This window comes from Saccharothrix isguenensis (genome assembly GCF_052936305.1).
The window spans coordinates 6,947,212-6,965,215 of the sequence record NZ_CP193626.1 but is presented as its reverse complement, the minus strand read 5'-3'; the positions used below and the strand labels follow the sequence as shown (position 1 = coordinate 6,965,215).

The 18,004-nt window shown below is 70.7% G+C and carries 13 protein-coding genes; 2 read left to right on the top strand and 11 right to left on the bottom strand.

What is annotated here, in order from left to right:
* Positions 1-14: 14 nt before the first annotated feature.
* Positions 15-1,085, top strand: coding sequence for a rhamnose ABC transporter substrate-binding protein (rhaS, locus tag ACRAKI_RS31280; protein WP_447004082.1), 1,071 nt, complete (start codon positions 15-17; stop codon positions 1,083-1,085).
* Positions 1,086-1,122: 37 nt separating this feature from the next.
* Here the strand turns inward: rhaS and ACRAKI_RS31275 are convergent, their stop codons facing one another.
* Entirely contained in the window at positions 1,123-1,260 is a 138-nt protein-coding gene (locus ACRAKI_RS31275) for an ArsR/SmtB family transcription factor (RefSeq protein WP_447004081.1), read from the bottom strand.
* 56 nt (positions 1,261-1,316) lie between these two features.
* On the opposite strand from ACRAKI_RS31275, the gene ACRAKI_RS31270 reads away from it, so the two are divergent.
* Positions 1,317-2,348, top strand: a complete 1,032-nt coding sequence (locus ACRAKI_RS31270) for a flavin-containing monooxygenase (protein WP_447004080.1) — start codon at positions 1,317-1,319, stop codon at positions 2,346-2,348.
* Positions 2,349-2,380: 32 nt separating this feature from the next.
* Here the strand turns inward: ACRAKI_RS31270 and ACRAKI_RS31265 are convergent, their stop codons facing one another.
* From ACRAKI_RS31265 to ACRAKI_RS31220, 10 genes are all read right to left on the bottom strand, one after another.
* Complete coding sequence (locus tag ACRAKI_RS31265; RefSeq protein WP_447004079.1) at positions 2,381-3,007, bottom strand: DUF2306 domain-containing protein; 627 nt, start codon at positions 3,005-3,007, stop codon at positions 2,381-2,383.
* A gap of 96 nt (positions 3,008-3,103) precedes the next feature.
* Entirely contained in the window at positions 3,104-3,763 is a 660-nt protein-coding gene (locus ACRAKI_RS31260; protein ID WP_447004078.1) for a response regulator transcription factor, read from the bottom strand.
* Complete coding sequence (locus ACRAKI_RS31255) at positions 3,760-4,893, bottom strand: sensor histidine kinase (protein WP_447004077.1); 1,134 nt, start codon at positions 4,891-4,893, stop codon at positions 3,760-3,762. Before ACRAKI_RS31255 ends, ACRAKI_RS31260 begins: the two co-directional genes overlap by 4 nt.
* Before the next feature lie 182 nt (positions 4,894-5,075).
* Positions 5,076-6,572 (bottom strand): protein kinase domain-containing protein, encoded by a 1,497-nt coding sequence (locus ACRAKI_RS31250; RefSeq protein WP_447004076.1) that lies wholly within the window; start codon positions 6,570-6,572, stop codon positions 5,076-5,078.
* A 3-nt stretch (positions 6,573-6,575) separates the two neighbouring features.
* Positions 6,576-9,626: a type I restriction endonuclease subunit R gene (locus ACRAKI_RS31245; protein WP_447004075.1), complete on the bottom strand. Its 3,051-nt coding sequence runs from the start codon at positions 9,624-9,626 to the stop codon at positions 6,576-6,578.
* Between the two features lie 144 nt (positions 9,627-9,770).
* A complete protein-coding gene (locus ACRAKI_RS31240; protein WP_447004074.1) occupies positions 9,771-10,955 on the bottom strand; it encodes a DUF222 domain-containing protein in 1,185 nt (394 codons plus the stop codon).
* 223 nt (positions 10,956-11,178) lie between these two features.
* A complete protein-coding gene (locus ACRAKI_RS31235; RefSeq protein ID WP_447004073.1) occupies positions 11,179-12,300 on the bottom strand; it encodes a hypothetical protein in 1,122 nt (373 codons plus the stop codon).
* A 125-nt stretch (positions 12,301-12,425) separates the two neighbouring features.
* Positions 12,426-14,960 (bottom strand): GmrSD restriction endonuclease domain-containing protein, encoded by a 2,535-nt coding sequence (locus ACRAKI_RS31230; RefSeq protein ID WP_447004072.1) that lies wholly within the window; start codon positions 14,958-14,960, stop codon positions 12,426-12,428.
* 16 nt (positions 14,961-14,976) lie between these two features.
* Positions 14,977-17,226, bottom strand: a complete 2,250-nt coding sequence (locus tag ACRAKI_RS31225) for a DEAD/DEAH box helicase (protein WP_447004071.1) — start codon at positions 17,224-17,226, stop codon at positions 14,977-14,979.
* A 230-nt stretch (positions 17,227-17,456) separates the two neighbouring features.
* Positions 17,457-17,822 (bottom strand): hypothetical protein, encoded by a 366-nt coding sequence (locus tag ACRAKI_RS31220; RefSeq protein ID WP_447004070.1) that lies wholly within the window; start codon positions 17,820-17,822, stop codon positions 17,457-17,459.
* Between the last annotated feature and the right edge of the window lie 182 nt (positions 17,823-18,004).

Below are 18,004 nucleotides of genomic sequence, written 5' to 3'. Positions count from 1 at the left end.
AGAGAGGAAGCCCCATGTCACAGCCCCCACGCACCGCGCGCGTCGGCCTGATCGCGATCCTGGCGTTGCTCGTCACCGCCGGGTGCGGTGGCACCACCCGCGGCTCCGAGGACAGCCCCGCGGCGACCCGGGCCACCGGCCAGGCCGACCCCGACGCGGCGCTGGTCGAAGGACTCGACGTGGCGTTCCTGCCGAAGCAGGTCAACAACCCGTACTTCACCGTCGCGGACGGGGGTGGCAAGACCGCGACCGAGGAGTTGAAGGGCTCGTACAAGGAGGTCGGGCCGTCCGAGGCCAGCGCGTCGTCCCAGGTCAGCTACATCAACACGCTGTCGCAGCAGCAGACCGACGTGATCGTGACGTCCGCCAACGACCCGAACGCCATCTGCGGCGCGCTCAACAACGCCCGGCAGGCGGGGGCGAAGGTCGTCACGTTCGACTCCGACACCAAGCCGGAGTGCCGGGACGTGTTCGTGAACCAGGCGACCGCCGAGGGCATCGCGAAGAACCAGGTCGAGCTGATCTCGGAGCAGATCGGTGGCGCGGGGAAGATCGCGATCCTGTCGGCGACGCCCAACGCGACCAACCAGAACGCGTGGATCGAGCTGATGCGCGAGGAGCTGAAGAAGCCCGAGCACGCCGGGATCGAGATCGTCACGGTCGCCTACGGCAACGACGAGGACCAGAAGTCGTTCCAGGAGACGCAGGGCCTGCTGCGCTCGTACCCGGACTTGAAGGGCATCGTCTCGCCCACGACGGTCGGCGTCGCGGCGGCGGCGCGCTACCTGTCGGGGTCGGAGTACAAGGGCAAGGTGGCGCTGACCGGGCTCGGGACGCCGAACCAGATGCGCGAGTTCGTCAAGGACGGCACGGTCGAGGCCTTCGCCCTGTGGAACCCGGCCGACCTGGGCTACCTGGCGGCGTACGCGGGTGCGGCGCTCGCGTCCGGCCGGATCACGGGTGCGCCGGGCGAGAGGTTCACGGCGGGCAAGCTGGGGGAGTACACCATCGGCGCGGACGGCGTCGTCGTGCTCGGCCCGCCCACGGTGTTCGACCAGCGCAACATCGACGAGTTCGACTTCTGATCGCCGCGGGGCGCGCGGCTCGTCCCCGCGCGCCCGTTCACCCCGGCGGCGGGCAGCAGCCGGCCAGGTAGTCCTGGAGTTCGGTGAGCGCCGCCGAGATCCCGGCGGGGTCGGCGCGGTAGTAGACGGTCTTGCCGTCACGGCGGGCGGTGAGCAGGCCGCCGTCGCGGAGCACCGCCAGGTGTTCGGAGGCGGTGGACTGCGCGATGCCGGCCCGTTCGGCGACCTTCGATGGTTGAGTGGGTGGTGATCGGTGGTGGCCAGTCGGGTCTGGCCGCCGCGCACGCGGTGAAGGCGGCGGGCGGCCGGCCGGTGGTGCTGGAGGCGGGTGAGCGGCCGACCGGGTCGTGGGCGGGGTACTGCGACAGCCTGACGTTGTTCTCCCCGGCCCGGTACTGCTCGCTGCCCGGGTTGGCGTTCGGCGGCGACCCGGACCGGTACCCGGCGCGGGACGAGGTGGTGGACTACCTGGCGAGGTACGCGGAACACCTCGGCGTCGACATCCGCACCGGTCACCGGGTGGAGGAGGTCGTGGCGGCCGATGGCGGGTTCGAGGTGGGGCTGCCCGGCCGGACGCTCGCCGCACGCCGGGTGATCGCGGCCACCGGCGGCTTCGGCACCCCCTACCGTCCCACGCTACCGGGGCCGCCCGCGTTCACCGGCTCGGTCGTCCACGCCGCCGAGTACCGCGACCCGGCCCCGTACCGCGACAAGCGGGTCGTGGTGGTGGGCGCGGGCAACTCCGCGGTGCAGATCGCGGTCGAGTTGGCGGGCGTCGCCCGGGTCACGGTGGCGAGCCGGAAGCCGGTCCGGTTCGCGCCACAACGCCCGGCAGGCCGTGACGTGCACTGGTGGTTGACGGTCACCGGCGTGGATTCGGCGCCGATCGGCCGGTGGCTGCCCGAGCGGTTCTCCACACCGGTGCTGGACACCGGCGTCTACGAGTCGGCCCTGGCATCCGGCCGTCCCGACCGCAGAGCGGTGTTCACCGGCCTGGACGCCACCACCGTCACTCGGGCGGACGGCACCCGGGAACCCCTGGACGCGATCATCCTCGCCACCGGCTACCGGCCGGGCCTCACGTACCTGGAGCCGCTGGGCGCGCTCGACCCCGCCGGCCGCCCCCGCCACCGGGCGGGACTGTCGACCACCCACCGAGGTCTGGGTTACGTCGGTCTGGAGTGGCAGCGCACCCTGTCGTCGGCCACCCTGCGCGGCGTCGGCCGCGACGCCCGGCACGTCGTGCGCCGCCTGCGCGGCTGAGCCGGCTCGGGCACCGGCCGGGGGCCGGTCGGTCAACGCCTGCGGATGATCCGCTCGGCCACGGCGAGGTTCAGCGTCCAGGCCGCCGCCATCAGCAGGGCGTTGGCGAACTCGTCCGGTGGACCCGCGGCGAGCATCCAGGCACCGATGATCACGGCCTGCGAGCCCGCGCCCAGAGCGACCGCGTAGGCGCGGATCATCCACGCGCGGTGGGTGGCGAAGGAGCGGTTGCGGATCGCCACGAGTCCCAGGACCAGGGCGACGAACATCACCGTGCCGAAGCCGACGCGGAAGACGGTCAGGAGGTCGCCCACGGCCGGGCCACGGGGGTGGAACAAGGACATCCACAGGCCGGACGCCGCCGCGACCAGTCCACAAGGGACGAGGAACCGGCCCGCGAGCCGGTGCCACCCGGACCGCCGACCGCGCAAGCCGGGAACGAACTGGAACGCGCCCACGACGCAGTACAGGGTCACGGACGCGATGTGCAGCAGGACCGGCACGGGTGAGGCGAAGAACCGGGCGTTGTCCGGCGTGACCTCCGCGCCACCGACCAGCTGGACGGTCCGGAACACGCCCGCCACGACGGGGATCACGCTGAGCAGGATCAGCGCGGTGGGTGTGCGCCACTGAGGCCTGACCGGGGTTCGCGTCGTCATGGCACTGATCGTGCCGACCGGCGGGGCGCGGATCATCGGAGTTTGGGCCGACGTCCGGGTGGCCGGTGGTGCTACGGCGTCGTCGTACTTTCGGCGTCAGCGGGACCGCACCCGGTTGGTCTCGTAGGCCCACATGGCGATCTCGACGCGGTTCCGGGCGCCCAGCTTGGTCATCAGGCTGGTGATGTGGGACTTGACCGTGCTGAGCGTGATGTGGAACTCGCCGGCGATCTCGTTGTTGGTCCGCCCGCTCGCCACGGCGACGAGGATCTGCTCCTCGCGCCCGGTCAGCGGGTCGATCGGCTGGGCCGGCGGCGTCGAGGGCACGTGCTGGGCGAACGCCGTCAGCAGCCGGGCGGTGATGCTCGGTGCGATCAGCGCGTCCCCCGCCGCGGCCGCCTGCACCGCGCGGGTGAGCATGTCCGCTCCCGCGTTCTTGAGCAGGAAGCCGCGGGCGCCCGCGCGCAACGCGGCGTAGACGTACTCGTCCATGTCGAACGTCGTGATGACGACGACCGCGAGCGGGTCGGCGACGGTCGGCCCGGCGAGGCGGCGGGTGGCCTCGATGCCGTCGAGCACGGGCATCCGGATGTCGAAGAGGCACACGTCGGGCCGCAGCCGGCGGGCGAGGTCGACGGCCTCCCGCCCGTCCGCCGCCACACCCACGACCTCGATGCCCGGCTGGGCGTCGAGGATCATGGCGAGTCCGGTGCGGACGATCTCCTGGTCGTCGGCGACGAGCACCCGGGTGTTCACGCGGACGCACCCGTCCTCGGCAGCACGGCCGTCACGGTCCAGCCGCGGTCCGGGTTCGGTCCCGCCGCGCAGGTGCCGCCGAGCAGGCCGGCGCGTTCGCTCATGCCGATGAGCCCGTAGCCCGGCGCACCGGACGGGCGGCGCGGAACGGGCTCCCCGTCGTCGCTCACCCGCAGCCGGACCTCGATGTCGTCCGCCACCACGCGCACGTCGATGCGGGTCGCGTGCCGGGCGTGCCGCCGGGCGTTGGTGACGGCTTCCTGCGCCAGCCGGTAGACGGCGGCGGCGACCGGCGACGGCACGTCGTCGAGGTCCCCGTCCACCTCCACCTCGACGGCCGGCCCGGTGCGCGACACGAGCTGCCCGAGGTCGGCGACGCGGGGGTTGGGCGCCAGGTCCACCGGCTGCTCGGCGCGCAGGATCCGGACGATGCCGCGCATCTCGTCCAGCGCCCGCGCCGCCTCGGCATCGATCACGCGCAGCGCCTCCACGGCGGCCGAGGGGTCGGAGGCCGCGGTCGCGATCCCGGCCTGGGCCCGGATGGCCATCGCGGTGATGTGGTGGGCGACGGTGTCGTGCAGGTCGCGTGCCAGCCGTTCCCGCTCCACCAGCTTCGCCTGCTCCAACTCCCGCGCCCGCGCCCTCGCCCGGTACCGGACGGCCGCGCCCAGCGCCATCGGGAAGAACAGCACGACGACCACGGCGAGCGTGTCCTGCGGGCGCAGGTGCCCCAAGGCGGTGGAGAGACCGACCTTGCCGAGCATGACCGCCGCCCCGAGCACCATCTCCCGCCCGGAGCCCCAGCGGAACACCGCGAACGGCAACAGCAGCATGTAGGCCATCACGTCGAGGTCGGGGAACTCGCGCCCCAGCACCACCGTGCACACCGCGCTCACCCCGAACGCGACCGCCACCGCCGTCAACGGCCGGGACCGGCGCCACAACAACGTGAACAGCAGTCCTACCGCCACCGCCACGGAGAGCACCCGGTCGGGGACGCCGGCCCGGCTCACACCCTCGACCACGGCCAGCGGCGCCAACACGGCCACCAGGGCCCAGTCCCACCACACCCGGGGCGACCGGAGGACCGGCCGCGGCTCCCGCCACACGGAGCGGAGCAGTTCGCGCATCGGGCCATGGTACGAGCCGCCGGACCGCCCCGGATCAGCCGAAAGTGCTACCGCCGGGGCCGGCCACCAGACCACAGTTGGCTCGTCCAGTCGGCCCTGCACAGCTCCTGGCGGGCACGCCTGGCAGGCACCTCCGCGCAGTATCCCGAGGATCGGGTGCGATCCGCCGCACCACCGGTACGTCATCCGGTGAACCGGCTCAGCATGGCCCGGAGTTCCCCGCGTCGCGGATGCGAAGGGCCGAGGTCGGCCACGAGTGAGCGGATCCGTGCGGCCGCGCCCCGCACATCCCCTGCCGATGCCTGCAACTTGGCGGCTTCCCGGCGTAGCTCGACAACCTCGTGGTGGGTGGCGCCGAGCTGTCCTCGCTGGATCTCCAAGACCGGTTCCAGGTGCGCCAAGGCCTCGGGAGCATGACCGAGGGCGGCGTGGCAGACCGCGATCTGGAGTCGCCAGTGCAGGACGTCGGAGTCGTCGGCAGTCCGCTCGGGTCCGATCTCGGCGACGAGAAGTTGGTACTGCGCGAGAGCGCCGGCGTAGTCGCCGCCGAGCAGCAGGGTGTTCGCGAGCTGGAGGCGGGCGCCTCGGCGCTGAGCGCGTGGAGGATCGACGGTGCCGGTGTGTCCGAGGAGGCTCTCCAGCAGCTCCGCTGCCTGGGTGAACCGGCCGGCGATGGCCAGTTCGGCCGCCTCGTCGCGTGCGCCGGTGAAGTCCGGTGTCCGAGGGGGTGCGGGCACCGATCGGCGTGAGGTGCCGCGACCGCGCGGGGCGAACGGGTGCCGGTACGGGCGGGTGGGATCGGAAGGTCTCGACGGTTCGTCGGACCGGACACCGGACCGCGGCGCGGGCAGGAAGGGCAGCAGCCGCTCGTACACCTCCTGCGCATCGGCTGGACGATTCTCAGGCGTCTTGGCCAGCAGCCCCAGAACCAGCTCCTCGACCGCGGCCGGCGTGTCGGTCCGCTGAGCCCGCAGCCGTGGCGGCGGGTCTTCCACGTGCTGCCGCATGGCCGGGTAGGAGCCCTCGGCGGTGAAGGGCCGCGTGCCCGCGAGGAGTTCGTGCAGGATGCAGCCGAGGGCGTACAGGTCGCTGCGCGGGCTGGGGACGCCGCCGAGGACCTGCTCGGGTGACATGTAGGCGGGGCTGCCGACGGCTTCGCCGGTCGTCGTCAGGCGGGTCAGGTCGGTGTCGAGCAGCGTCGCGACGCCGAAATCCAGCACGGTGACCGAGCCGTCCGGTTTGATCATCACGTTGCCGGGTTTGAGGTCGCGGTGGACCAGGGACACCGCGTGCGCGGCGGCCAGCACCGACGCGACCTGCGCGGCCACGGCGACCGCCCAGTCCACCGGGACCGGCTGGTGCTGGGTGAGGAAGTCGCCCAGGTCGATCCCGGGGACGAGCTGCATCACCAGGTACAGCTCATGCCCCTCCGCGCCCGCGTCGAACACCGCGGGCACGCCGGGGTGTTCCACGCGGGCGGTGAGCCGGGCCTCGCGCAGGAACCGCTTCGCGAGGGTGCTGTGGTCCGATCCGCGCGGCAGCACGTCCGGGCGCAGCAGCTTGACGGCGACCGGCCTGTCCAGCCGCTTGTCGTAGCCCGACCAGACCTCGCCCATCCCGCCGCGGCCGATCGGCGAGGTGAGCTCGTACCGCTCCGCCAGGGTCCGTCGCACCGCCATGGATCAGACCACGTCCCGACGGAGCGACTCGTAGGCGTAGCGGCGGGCGATGCTCTTCAGCTCCGAGTTGAACTGCGGGTCGTCGGCGAACATCTGCACCGCTTTGGTGTCGTTCTCGATCCGCTCGTACAGCTTGTCCTCGAACACCTCGTCGAAGACGTGCCCGAAGTTCTCCTCATCGTTGGCGAACGCGGCGGCCCTCACCTGCGGCTCGGCCATCGCGGCTTCCGCCGAGCCGCGCACGATGTCGTGCTCCCCGAGGTTGCTGCCGAACCGCTCGTTGAGCTCGGCGATCAGCTCGGCCAGCGACGCGACGGGACGCTCGTGCTGACCACCGGCGCCGTCACCATCGAAGCCGCGGAGCACCTGCCGGCCCTCGGGGTCGAGGGCCAGGTCGTGCTCGCCGGTCTTGCCGATCCGCAGGTGGGTGAGGTCGACCTGGCCGAGGTCGATGCCCGGGTCCTTACGACGCGCCAGCCTCGGCAGGAGCATCTTCCCGTAGACGTAGAGCCGTTCGAGCGTGCGGTCGGGGTAGCCGACCACCTGCGCGAGGAACCCGTACTTGCGCACGTAGTCGCGCAGGTCCGAGCGGAACACCTCCGCCTGTTCCGGCTCGTCGTCGAGCAGCTGGGCGAACCGGTCGCGCGCCGGGTCGGTGAGCCGGTACAGCTCGGCGTGCGCGTGGTCCCACTTGTTCCCCTGGCCCACCAGCTCCTGCGCACGCAGGTACTCGGCGGCGAACGCCTCCATCTCCGACTCGACGAGCAACTGGTGGTCCATCACCGCCCGCTCCGCGTCGTAGATCAGGTTGGGGTCGGTCGGCGAGGTGATCGTGGCCTCGAAGAACGGCCGGAACTCCTTCTGGATGGTCTCCGCGTCGTTGGCGAAGTCGAGAACGAACAGGTCGTCCTGCCCCTTCCTGGGGTGGGTGCGGTTCAACCGCGACAGGGTCTGCACCGCGGCCACGCTCTTGAGCGCCTTGTCGACGTACATCGTGGTCAGCAACGGCTGGTCGAACCCGGTCTGGTACTTCTCGGCCACGACGAGGATGCGGTACTCGGGCTTGGGATTGGCCGCCGCGTTCTCGTCGTCGGCGCGGGTGTAGGCGAACGCCTTCGGCAACGCCGCCTCGCTGAAGCCGTTCAGCGAGGGCTCGGTGACGGTGTCGGCGTCGAGGCCGTCCACCTTCACCTCGCCGGAGAACGCGACGAGCACGCCGCAGTCGGGATAGCCGCGCATGTCGACGTAGTCCTTGATGTTGCGGTACAGCTTCACCGCGTGCTCGCGGGACCGGGTCACCACCATGGCCTTGGCCCGACCGCCCAGCCGGCCACGGGTGTGCTTGACGAAGTGCTCGACGATGATCTCGGCTCGCTGCCGGAGGCTGGCCGGGCTGAGCACCGCGAACCGCGCCAGGGCGGCACTGGCCTTGCGCTCGTCCACCTCACGGCCGTCGTCGCCGCCGGTGAGCCGCCAGTACGTCTTGTAGGTGACGTAGTTGCGCAGCACGTCGAGGATGAAACCCTCCTCGATGGCCTGGCGCATCGAGTAGACGTGGAACGGCCACCAGTGCTCGCCCTTCCGCACCCCGAACAGCTCCAGCGTCTTCTGCTTCGGCGTGGCGGTGAACGCGAAGTAGGACAGGCTCTCGTGCCGCCCCCGTGCGAGCGCCGACGCCGTGAGCGGGTCGTTGTCCTCGTCGATGTCGTCGCTGCCGAGCTTGGTCAGCACCCGCTTGAGCGCGGCGGCGGATTCTCCGGACTGGGACGAGTGCGCCTCGTCGACGATGATCGCGAACCGCTTCCCGCGCAGGCCGTCGGCCTTCTCGAGCACGAACGGGAAGGTCTGGAGGGTGACGATGAGGATCTTCGTCGTCTCGCCCGCCAGCGCGTTGCCCACCTGCTCGGACTTGGAGCCCTCCGCCTTGTCGCTGATCTTGGCGACCACGCCCGCGCGGTGCTCGAACTGGTAGATGGTGTCCTGCAACTGCCGGTCCAGCACGGACCGGTCGGTGATCACGACGACCTTGTCGAACACCTGCTCGTTGTCCGCTCCGTGCAGGTTAGAGAGCCGGTGTGCGAGCCAGGCGATGGTGTTGGACTTGCCCGACCCGGCCGAGTGCTGCACCAGGTAGTTGTGCCCGGAGCCGTGGCCGGCGGCGTGCGCGACCAGGCTGCGCACCGCGTGCCACTGGTGGTAGCGAGGGAAGATCAGGTTCCGCGAGTGCGGGCCGGGCTTGCGGCCACCGCGCTGCGGCCCGCCCTCCTCCAGGTGCACGAAGCGGCGGATGATGTCGAGCCACGCTTCCGGTTGCCAGACCTCTTCCCAGAGGTAGGAGGTCCGGTAGCGGCCCGGCTCCGCCTGCGGGTTACCCGCCCCGCCGTCTTCCCCGGGTCCTTCCGAGCCGGTGTTGAAGGGCAGGAAGCGGGTCTTCTCGCCGGCGAGACGCGTGGTGAGGAACACCAGGTCCGGGTCGACCGCGAAGTGCACCAGCGTTCGCTTGGCGAACAGCGGTTCCCTCTGATCGCGGTCTTGGCGGTACTGCTCCTTCGCGTGTTCGACGTTCTGCCCGGTGAGGGGGTTCTTCAGCTCTGCGGTGGCGACCGGGACGCCGTTGACGAACAGCGCCAAGTCGAGTTCCTTGCCGCGGTCCCGCTCCGAGTAGGCGAGTTGGCGGGTGACCGACAGCCGGTTCTGCTCGTAGCGCACCAGGGCGTCGTCGGCGAGCGTGTGCGCGGGGCGGAAGTAGGCGAGCCGGATCAGGTGCCCCCGGTCGCGCACGCCGTGCCGCAGCACGTCGACCGCGCCGCGCTTATCGATCTCCCTGGCGACGTGGCGGGCGAACTGCCGCCTCGCCTCGCCGACGCTGTCGCCGTAGTGCACCCGCAGCTGGTTCCACACGTCCGCCTGCGTCGCGTTGACGAAAGCGGCCAACTGCTCGGTGTCCAGGCTGAGTTCCCGGTCGTAGTCGTCGCGCCGCCCGCGCTGCCACCCGGCCGCGATCAGGGACGCCTCGATGGCGTCCTCGAACGCCTGCTCCGTGTGCACGGCCATCGGACTGTCCTTCCACTGCGGGGCACCACTGCCGACCCGTCGATCATCCACCGCCACCCTGGCGCGGCGGGCCGCGACCCGCACGTTGCGGAACGTCGTCATTCGCCGCGGCGGCGTTACGGACGGCGGGGATTGGCGGTGATGTCAGGCCGCGATGGGTACGGGTGGCCGGTGGAGGAGGTTCTGACGGGGCATTTGTGCGGGATCGACGTGACGCGGCGGGATGAACGCCGGCACCCCACCCGTCATGACGATCCGCCACTGTGAGTGGTGCACGAGGCTGTGGTGCGCGCGGCACAGGAGCACGAGGTTGTCCAGATCGGTAGCACCCCTGTCCGCCCAATGTCGCACGTGGTGCGCGTCGGTCCACTTCGGCGGACGAGAGCAGCCGGGGAAGGCGCAGCCGCGATCCCGCGCGTGCAGCGCTCGGCGCTGCGCCACACTGACCGTCCGCTTGGCCCTCCCCAGGTCGAGCACCTCGGAATTGCCACCCATCACCACCGGTAGGACTTTGGCGTCGCACGCGATGCGCCGCGCCTGCGCCGCAGTCAGGTAGTGGTCGCCGTCGAGCACCGCGTGCCCGACACCCCGCCGCAACGTCTCGAAGTCCACCGTCACGCTGATGTGCGGCCGTTCCCCGGCCTCGGACGGCAGATCCCCCGACCGTGACGCCAACGCGACCAGATCGGCGAACGCCTCACCGAACCGGTGCGCCCGGTCCTTCGGCCCGTCCGGACGCGGCGTCGACAACGGCTCCACCATCGCGGTGAACCGCGCGCCGGTCTCCGCCGACAACTCACCCCAGAACTCCACCCGCCCACCCGGCAGATCGCGCGTGTACAACACATCCGCCGGCTCAGCCGCGACCTCGTCCACTTCATCGACGGAGTCCTGCTCGATCCGGTCCCGGATCCGGTCGGCCAACTGCCGCACCGCTTTCGGCTCCACCGACCTGGCGGCCTCGACCAGGACCTTCTCAGACCAGTCCGGCAGCTTCAGCGTCGTGACCGCCCGCGCCAACTCCCGCAGATGACCCTCCGACAACACGCCTTCCACCAATGCCGCGCCCGCCACCCGGCACAAGGGCGGCAACGGCTGCCCGGTCGGCGTGATCGACGGCAGGAACAACCCCACCTGCCCGATCCACTGCTTTACCTCCACCGGATTCGCCCGCACCAGCCGCCGGTACACGTCGAGGTCATAGCCGCAGCGCAACACCTCGGCCAACAACTCCAACCGCCGGCGGTGCAGCGCACGTGCGGACGCCTCGACCTCCGCGACGGCGGTGAAAACACCATCCTCGCTCAGCAGCGCGGGCGAAACATCCATACCCCCGATGGTATTCGAACATGCATTCGCAGATCATCACTCCACTGGGTGCGAAAACTGGTCAACAACGACGCGCACCGTGATCGATCAGCACGGAAGAGCGAATCTGTTCGGCAACCGTGGGATGCGCGTCGCGGGCAACCGCTGCGAGGCCGTGCTATCACGCCATTCCTTGCGTTGCAGGGGTTTGTGCTCGCTTCGCGGAATCCGTGCACGCCTGGAGCTAGCCCGGAGTCTGGCGCAGGCAGCGATCCCGCAGCTCGGCGATCACCGCCTTCTCGTGCGCGTTGAGATCCCCGTCGACGGCGCCGACCCGTTCGGCGGCGTCGACCACGTCACCGAGATCCCCGGGCTCGGCGTCGATGCGGCGCCACACCTCGTCCGGTTCGAGGGTGACGACGTTGGCGAGTTGCTCGTCGTCGACCTGGTGCCGTTCCCGAGCGAGCCGCGTCAGCCGCTGGAACAGCAGACTCTCGGCGTCGGCGATCGTGCCGTCCGAGTTGATGACGAGCCACGCGACCCACAGCATCAGCTGCGGGTGCCGCGTGCGTCGGATCAGCGTGTCGGCGAGTTCGATCACCTCTGCCTCGTCCCGGAACACGGATCGGGCGTGGCGTCCCGCGACCACGGTCGTGTAGCGGTTCATGAGGACGGTGAGGGGAATCCCGACCCCAGGGATGGCGAACTTGATGACATTGCGCTGCAGGAGGTGCTTCCCGATGACCGGAAGGCTTTTCGCGGCGGCGAGGACCGCGCCGGAGTAGTACTTCTTGAGGACCTGCCGGACCAGGCCGGGCACGAACTTGAGGCTGCCTCGGGCGACTTCGCCGGCCTTGATGCCGAACGCGACCTGGACGAGCTTCATCATGTCTTCGGGGTCATCCACGTCCAGGGGAATCCGGTAGATCACCGCGATGTCGTAGGCCAGGCGCATCTGCAACTGGGTGATGAACGTCAGGTCGACCATGAAGGTGGCGACACCGACCGGAACGGTGGCGGCGCTGGCACCACCCAACGTCCCGATGGTCGCGGTGATCGTCCCGGCGTAGATGCCGGCGCTGATCCCGCCTTCGATCATGGCGTACTTCGCCGCGAGCTTGATCTGCCGCTCGACGATACCGTCGGCGGGCACGCCCTTGTACTCCTCCTGGAAGTACTCCCAGGTGGCTTTCCGGCTGTACGACCGTAATGCCTGGGCGCAGAGTTTCGTGAACCAGCCGCCCGACTTGATGTCGTCCGAGCTCAGCCCCGCGACGAACTCCCGCAGCTCGGCCCGCTCCTGATCGACGGCTTCGCGGTCGACGTCGTCGTCGGCATCGGCGGAGTCGGGCAGTACTTCGGTCACAGGGGGGTTCCCTCTCGGCCGGTTCGGCAACCTGCGCGGTGGCCGAAAATGATCTTGCTGTTGGACTGCTGCATCCGGTGCGAGTGCGCGGCGTCCGCGGCTCGGAGAGCAGGGCCGAGCCCGCGTCACGAGACGTCGTCACCAGCGGACGGGCCGTTGCCCGCGACCGAGTGGAACCAGCCGAGCACCGCGATGACCTGCTCGCGCGCAGCCGGGCTGAGCAGCACACCCAGGTCGAAACCCGGTCGTTGGTCGATCTTCGCCGCGGGCAGGTCCACACCGTCGACCCCGTTGAGCCGTTGCCGCAGTTCCTCGCGCCGCGCGAGGCCGTCGAACGGTGGCCGCCTGCGGAGGTGCTGGAACACGATCTCGAACTTGCCGCTCGGGTAGACGGTAGCGGGCCAGATGTTCCCGTCGGGATGGGACTTCCCACGGGACATGAGGAAACACGAAGTCTCCTGCTCGGCGCCGTAGGCCAGGTGTCCGCCGCAGTGGGTCCAGGCGTCGAGCACCGTGATCACCGCCTTGGCGATGTCGTGGCCATGCTGCTCCGCGAGCTGATCGAGGAACCGGTCGCGTGCTGCCGGATCCTGACCCGGGCCGAGTTCCGGGACCAGGTCCGGGACGTCCGCGCCGATGAGCACGGCGAGGCCTTCCGTGGTGACGCGCTGGGTGCGGGCCGCCCGCCCGTGATGGTCGATCGTCACCCCCTCTGCCTCCAACAGGTCTCGCGGGTCGTCGGTCTGCGCCGGGTCGAGCCAGGCGAAGTTCGGCGACACCTTGCCGTCGGACTGCAACACCCGGTGCGCGTTGGGAGCGGGCGTGGTGGCGAGGCGCTGACCGATGGACACGGGATGACTGCCGATCAGCGCGGCGAGGTCACCGTAGGTGGTCCAGGATCCGGCGGGCAGTTCGGCAAGGGCTCTGTTCATCACGCCCCATGGCACTCCCGATGAATCGCCGCCATGCGTGGCCGGCGCAGGCCACTCGCCGATCACCCGTTCGGCAAGCGCGTCGGCGCGTTCCAGGATCTGCGACCGTCCCCAGCGCTCCTGCTTGGCGATCTCCTGGCTCATGAGCACGCCGCTACCGGCGAGCTTGGGGCGCTTCACCTCGAACGGGCTGTTGCCGAGGGTGGCGTTGTAACCGGTGAGGGTCAGGTTTCCCAGCGTGTGCACCAGGGCCTCGTGCACCTGCCCGAGCTCCTCTCGGGCCTCCAAGTCCTCCGCCAGCACCTGCCGCCACTCCGGGGTCGGAGTCTGGGGCAGCACGTGCTCGATCGTCAGCGACGACAGGTCCACCGGCTCCTTGCTGCCGTAGGTCTCCTCCAACCACCGCAGCACCAACGTCCGGTGATTCGGACGCCCGTTGAGGTAGTAGGGCATGGACCGAACTGCGGCGCGGATCTCACGATCACTCGCGTAGTGCTTGCGGCCGGTCGCCAGATAACGGCGGACGGCATGGTCGACCGGAGCCTCGGAGTCCATCTCGGTCACCATCGTCAGCAGCGTCCTGTTGATGCCGGCCGTGGGGCGGCCGATGAGGAGGCGGCGGACGAAGTAGCTTTCGAGGTACCGCATCGCGGTCGCGATCTGTGCGGAGTCCGCCGTGCCGCCGACTCGCCGGTCCAGCAGGTGCAGCAGCACCGGGTAGACGGTCGTGGTTCCCCACTCGCCGAGCCGCGTCAAGCGATGCCGCACCGCCGGGTCCGGCTCACGCGACGGGTCGAGGATCGTCCGCAGGAGCTGTCCGAGCCTGCCGAACCGAGCGACCTCCCGCTCGACCTCCTCTTCCGAGCGCATCCGATCCAGGCGCCGTTGCTGGCCGGTGTAGGTGTCGGCCTGCTTGGCGCGCGGGTCGCGCTGCACCAGGTCGAGCCAGAACAGCAGCTCTAGTTGGCCGCGGTCCAGGGTGTTCTGAAGTGGCAGCCACAGCGACTCGTAGACGGCTTCACCGCGGGTGGGCAGCCGCATGAACAGGTAGTTGCGCAACAGGTCGGCCTGGGTGAGACGCAGACCGGTGTTGTTGAGCGACTCGAAGATGCGGTGCGGGTTGTCACCCTGCTGCGCGGTGACCGAGACCAGGGCGAGGCCCGAGATCACCGCGTCCTCGATCCGCTCGACGTCGTGCGGGTCGTCGGGATCGTCCGCGCTCACGAGTCGAGCGGAGAAGAACCGGTAGGCGGCACCGATGCGGTCGGTCCCGCCCGCCTGCGGGGTGAAGTCGAGGCAGGCGAGGTAGGCGGCGCGGTCGGCCTGCGTCGGCACGAGCTTCAACCGCTGCTGCCCGGGACGCCACTTGTTGATCAGGTACTGCTCGTCGACGCGCTCGCGGTGCTCCTTGCCCTCCGTCGCCGCCCGGTGGTCGCGGAGGGCGCACAGCAGGATGGACAGGGTGGTGAGCCGCTGCTGACCGTCGATCACCAGGAACTCCTGCACACCGGTCGGCCCGTTGCCCGGGCTGGGCGTGAGCACCACCGAGCCGATGAAGTGGGTCAGCTCGCGGTCGTGCGCGCGATCCTCGGCCAACTGCGTGATGTCTTCCCACAGCTGCTTGAGCTGGGCCGTCTCCCAGGAGTAGGTCCGCTGGTACAGCGGGATCTGGTACTGCTTCGACCCCTCTAACAATTCCTGAAGAGTCGTCTCACGTGCCAGGACCACTGGTCCCCTTCCCTGATCAGGACTCGATGCCGAGGCGGTGCTGCTCGGCGCGGATGATGCGCTGTTCCAGCGGGATGGCGTCGTCGTCCAGGAACGCCGGCCGGTGCTCGCCGGCGTCGACCGCCCGGGGATCGGCTTCCTTGGCATCGCTCTTGCGCGCGAACTCGGCGAACAGCAGGCTCTTGCGCTCCTGGACCTCGCGCAGGCGCTCGTCGACGCTGCCCTTGGCCAGCAGCCGGTGCACCTGCACCTTGCGGACCTGGCCCATCCGGTGGGCGCGGGCGATGGCCTGCTCCTCGGTGCTGGGCTTCCACTGCGGCTCGGCGATGATCACCACGGAGGCCGCCTGCACGTTCAACCCGACGCCGCCTGCCTCGATCTGGCTGAGCAGCACGGCGTGGCCTTCCCGCCGGGTGAAGGTGTCGACGAGCTGCTGCCGGGCGACGGGCGGCACGGACCCGGTCAGCACGCCCACCACCGAGTCGCCGAGCTTGGTGTGGATGGTCTGGAGCACGGCGAGGAAGTACGAGAACACGACGACCTTGAGGCCGTCTTCGAGTGCTTCGTCCACGATCTCGGCGAGCCGTTCGAGCTTGGCGGAGTCGGGCGCGTGGAACGCGGCCTGGCGCATCCCCATCATGTGCTTCGCGCGCACCGCGGCCGTGTAGGCGGCGGTGTCGGCCGTCGTGAGCTGCACCCAGTCCTCGACCTCGATCTTGTCGGGCAGCTCGGTGAGCACGTCCTCCTGGTTGCGCCGCAGGTAGACCGGCGCGACCGCGCGGCGGAACCGCCTGGCCCCGGCGAGGGCGTCGGCGGGGTCGAGACCGCGCGCGACCCGTGGTTGCAGGTGGTGGACGAGGTTGCGGAACTCCTCGACCCGGTTCTCCATCGGCGTGCCGGTGAGGAACAGCGCCCGCTGCGACCGGGCGATGATGGCGGCGACGTTCTTGGCGCGTTGCGCCTCGGGGTTCTTGACGTAGTGCGCCTCGTCGACCACGAGCATCGCGATGCCCGCGTCGGCGATGCCGTCGAGGCGGCCCAGCGTGGTGAACGTGGTGACCGCGACGCCGCCGGTCCGCAGCCAGCGCTGCACGGCGGCGGACCGCCCGGAGCCGTGCAGGCTGTGGCCGGTCAGCGTGGTGTGCTTCGCGATCTCGTTGATCCAGTTGATCTGCACGCTCGCGGGGCAGACCACGAGGAAGCGGTTCTGCCCCATCACGGCCATGTGGGTCATGGTCGCGAGGGCCTGCACGGTCTTGCCGAGCCCCATCTCGTCGCCGAGGATCGAGTGCTTCTGGTGGATCGCGTACTGCGCGCCGAACACCTGGTAGCCGCGCAGGGTCGCCTTGAGCAGGCTCGTGTCCAGCGGGACGGCGGTGATCTCCTGGCGGAGTTCTTCCGGCAGGAAGCCTTGAGCCGCTTCGCCGTCGTCGTCGCCCTGGCCGCCGAGCGTGGACAGCAGCGCGTTGAACCCGGCGGCGTCCCGGGCGTACTCCTGCCACAGGTGGTCGGGCGGGTAGGCGGCCGGGTCGGCGGCCCGTTCCTGCTGCTCCACGGAGCGGTGAAGCGCGACCGTGCGCGGGTCCGACAGCAGCGCGTCGAGCCGGGCCAGTGCGAGGAGCGCCGTCTGCTTTCGCGACCCGAACCGGAAGAACATGGCCGTGCGGCTGGTGGTCGGCTCCGCTTCCCGCACCAGGTGCGCGGCGTGTGCGGTGAACTGCTGCAACGGTGCTTGCAGGGTCGCGCGTGCGCTGTCGGCGTGACGGGCGGCGGCGAGGGTGGCGAGGAGCTGCGTCTCGGCGGGGTGCCGCAGGTCGGGGTCGAAGCGGACCCGCGTCTCCCGCCGGACCTCGTGGGCCAGCCGGTGCGCGGCGGCCGAGACCTGCTGGGCCGTCTGCGGCCCGATGCCCGGCACCGCTTGCAGCTGGTGCGGGCTCACGCCGAGCACCTGCGCGACGGTCCGGTACCCGGCATCGGCGAGGGCGCCCAACCGGGCGCCTTTGCCCGCGAGGCCGCGAAGATCGGCGACGGGGCGGGCGCCGAGAGCCGCACGGGCCCGCTGTTCGATCAGGACGCCGATCTGGTGACGCGCGCTCTCCCGCAGCGCGTCGGGCGCGAGCAGCAGCGCGGCGGCCCGCTCGGCGAACCTGCGCGCGTCGTCCAGCGCTGCCCTGGCCGCCGCGCCGACCTTCGCCTTGGCCCAGCCGATCGCCACCGCGTCGCCGCCGGTCGAAGGGTCGCCGTACGGCGCAGGTCCCGTGCTCACTCGCTGCCTCCTCCGCGCATGACTCGGCGCACCCCGAAGCGTGCCGTCGTCACGTCGAGTCGGCCAGTCGCGGCGGCGGTGGTCGGAGTGGGCGGCCGGGTCGGACTTCGGCACGCGCAACGTCACGTCGCGTGGTGGAGCGGTTTCGTTACGGGGAACTTCACGGCCGGCGGCGCGGTGGGGGAGCGTCGAGTCCCCGACCGGGCAGGGCGGTCAGGAGCGGTCGGTGATCAGAGGCGGGTGGTGCGGTCGGGCGCGTGGCCGATGACCAGGCGCGGTGCGCGCGAGTCCCACGGTGGTGGCAGTTCGAGCAGTCCGTCCACGACGCTGGTGAGGTCGCCGTCGCGCTGCCAGAGCAGGTCGCCGTCGGAGGTGACCCGGACGCCGAGGACGTCGGTGTCCATGCGGATGCGGATGGCGTCCACGACGGGCAGACCGAGCCAGGGGCGCAGGCCGTGCAGTTCGAGGGGGTTGCCGTCGTCGTCCAGCGGCGGCCGGAGCCAACGCCAGTCGGAGTCGCGCATCCGCAGCAGGGAGCGCAGCGCAGGCCAGCGTCGCAGGCCGAGGGAGAGGTCGAGGTCATCGGTGCTGATCACGGCGGTTCCTGGTGGGTTCGGCGGTGGTTGGTGGTGAGTGCTGGAGGGGTGCCGCCCACGGTCGGGGCGGGGGCAAGGCGTGGGCGGCACCCCGGCCGCCACGCCACGCTTCGGGAGCCGTGCGACGCGGCGGCGGTCTGTGCGGCGGAGCGGGATCGACCTCTCGAACGTAAACCCTGCAT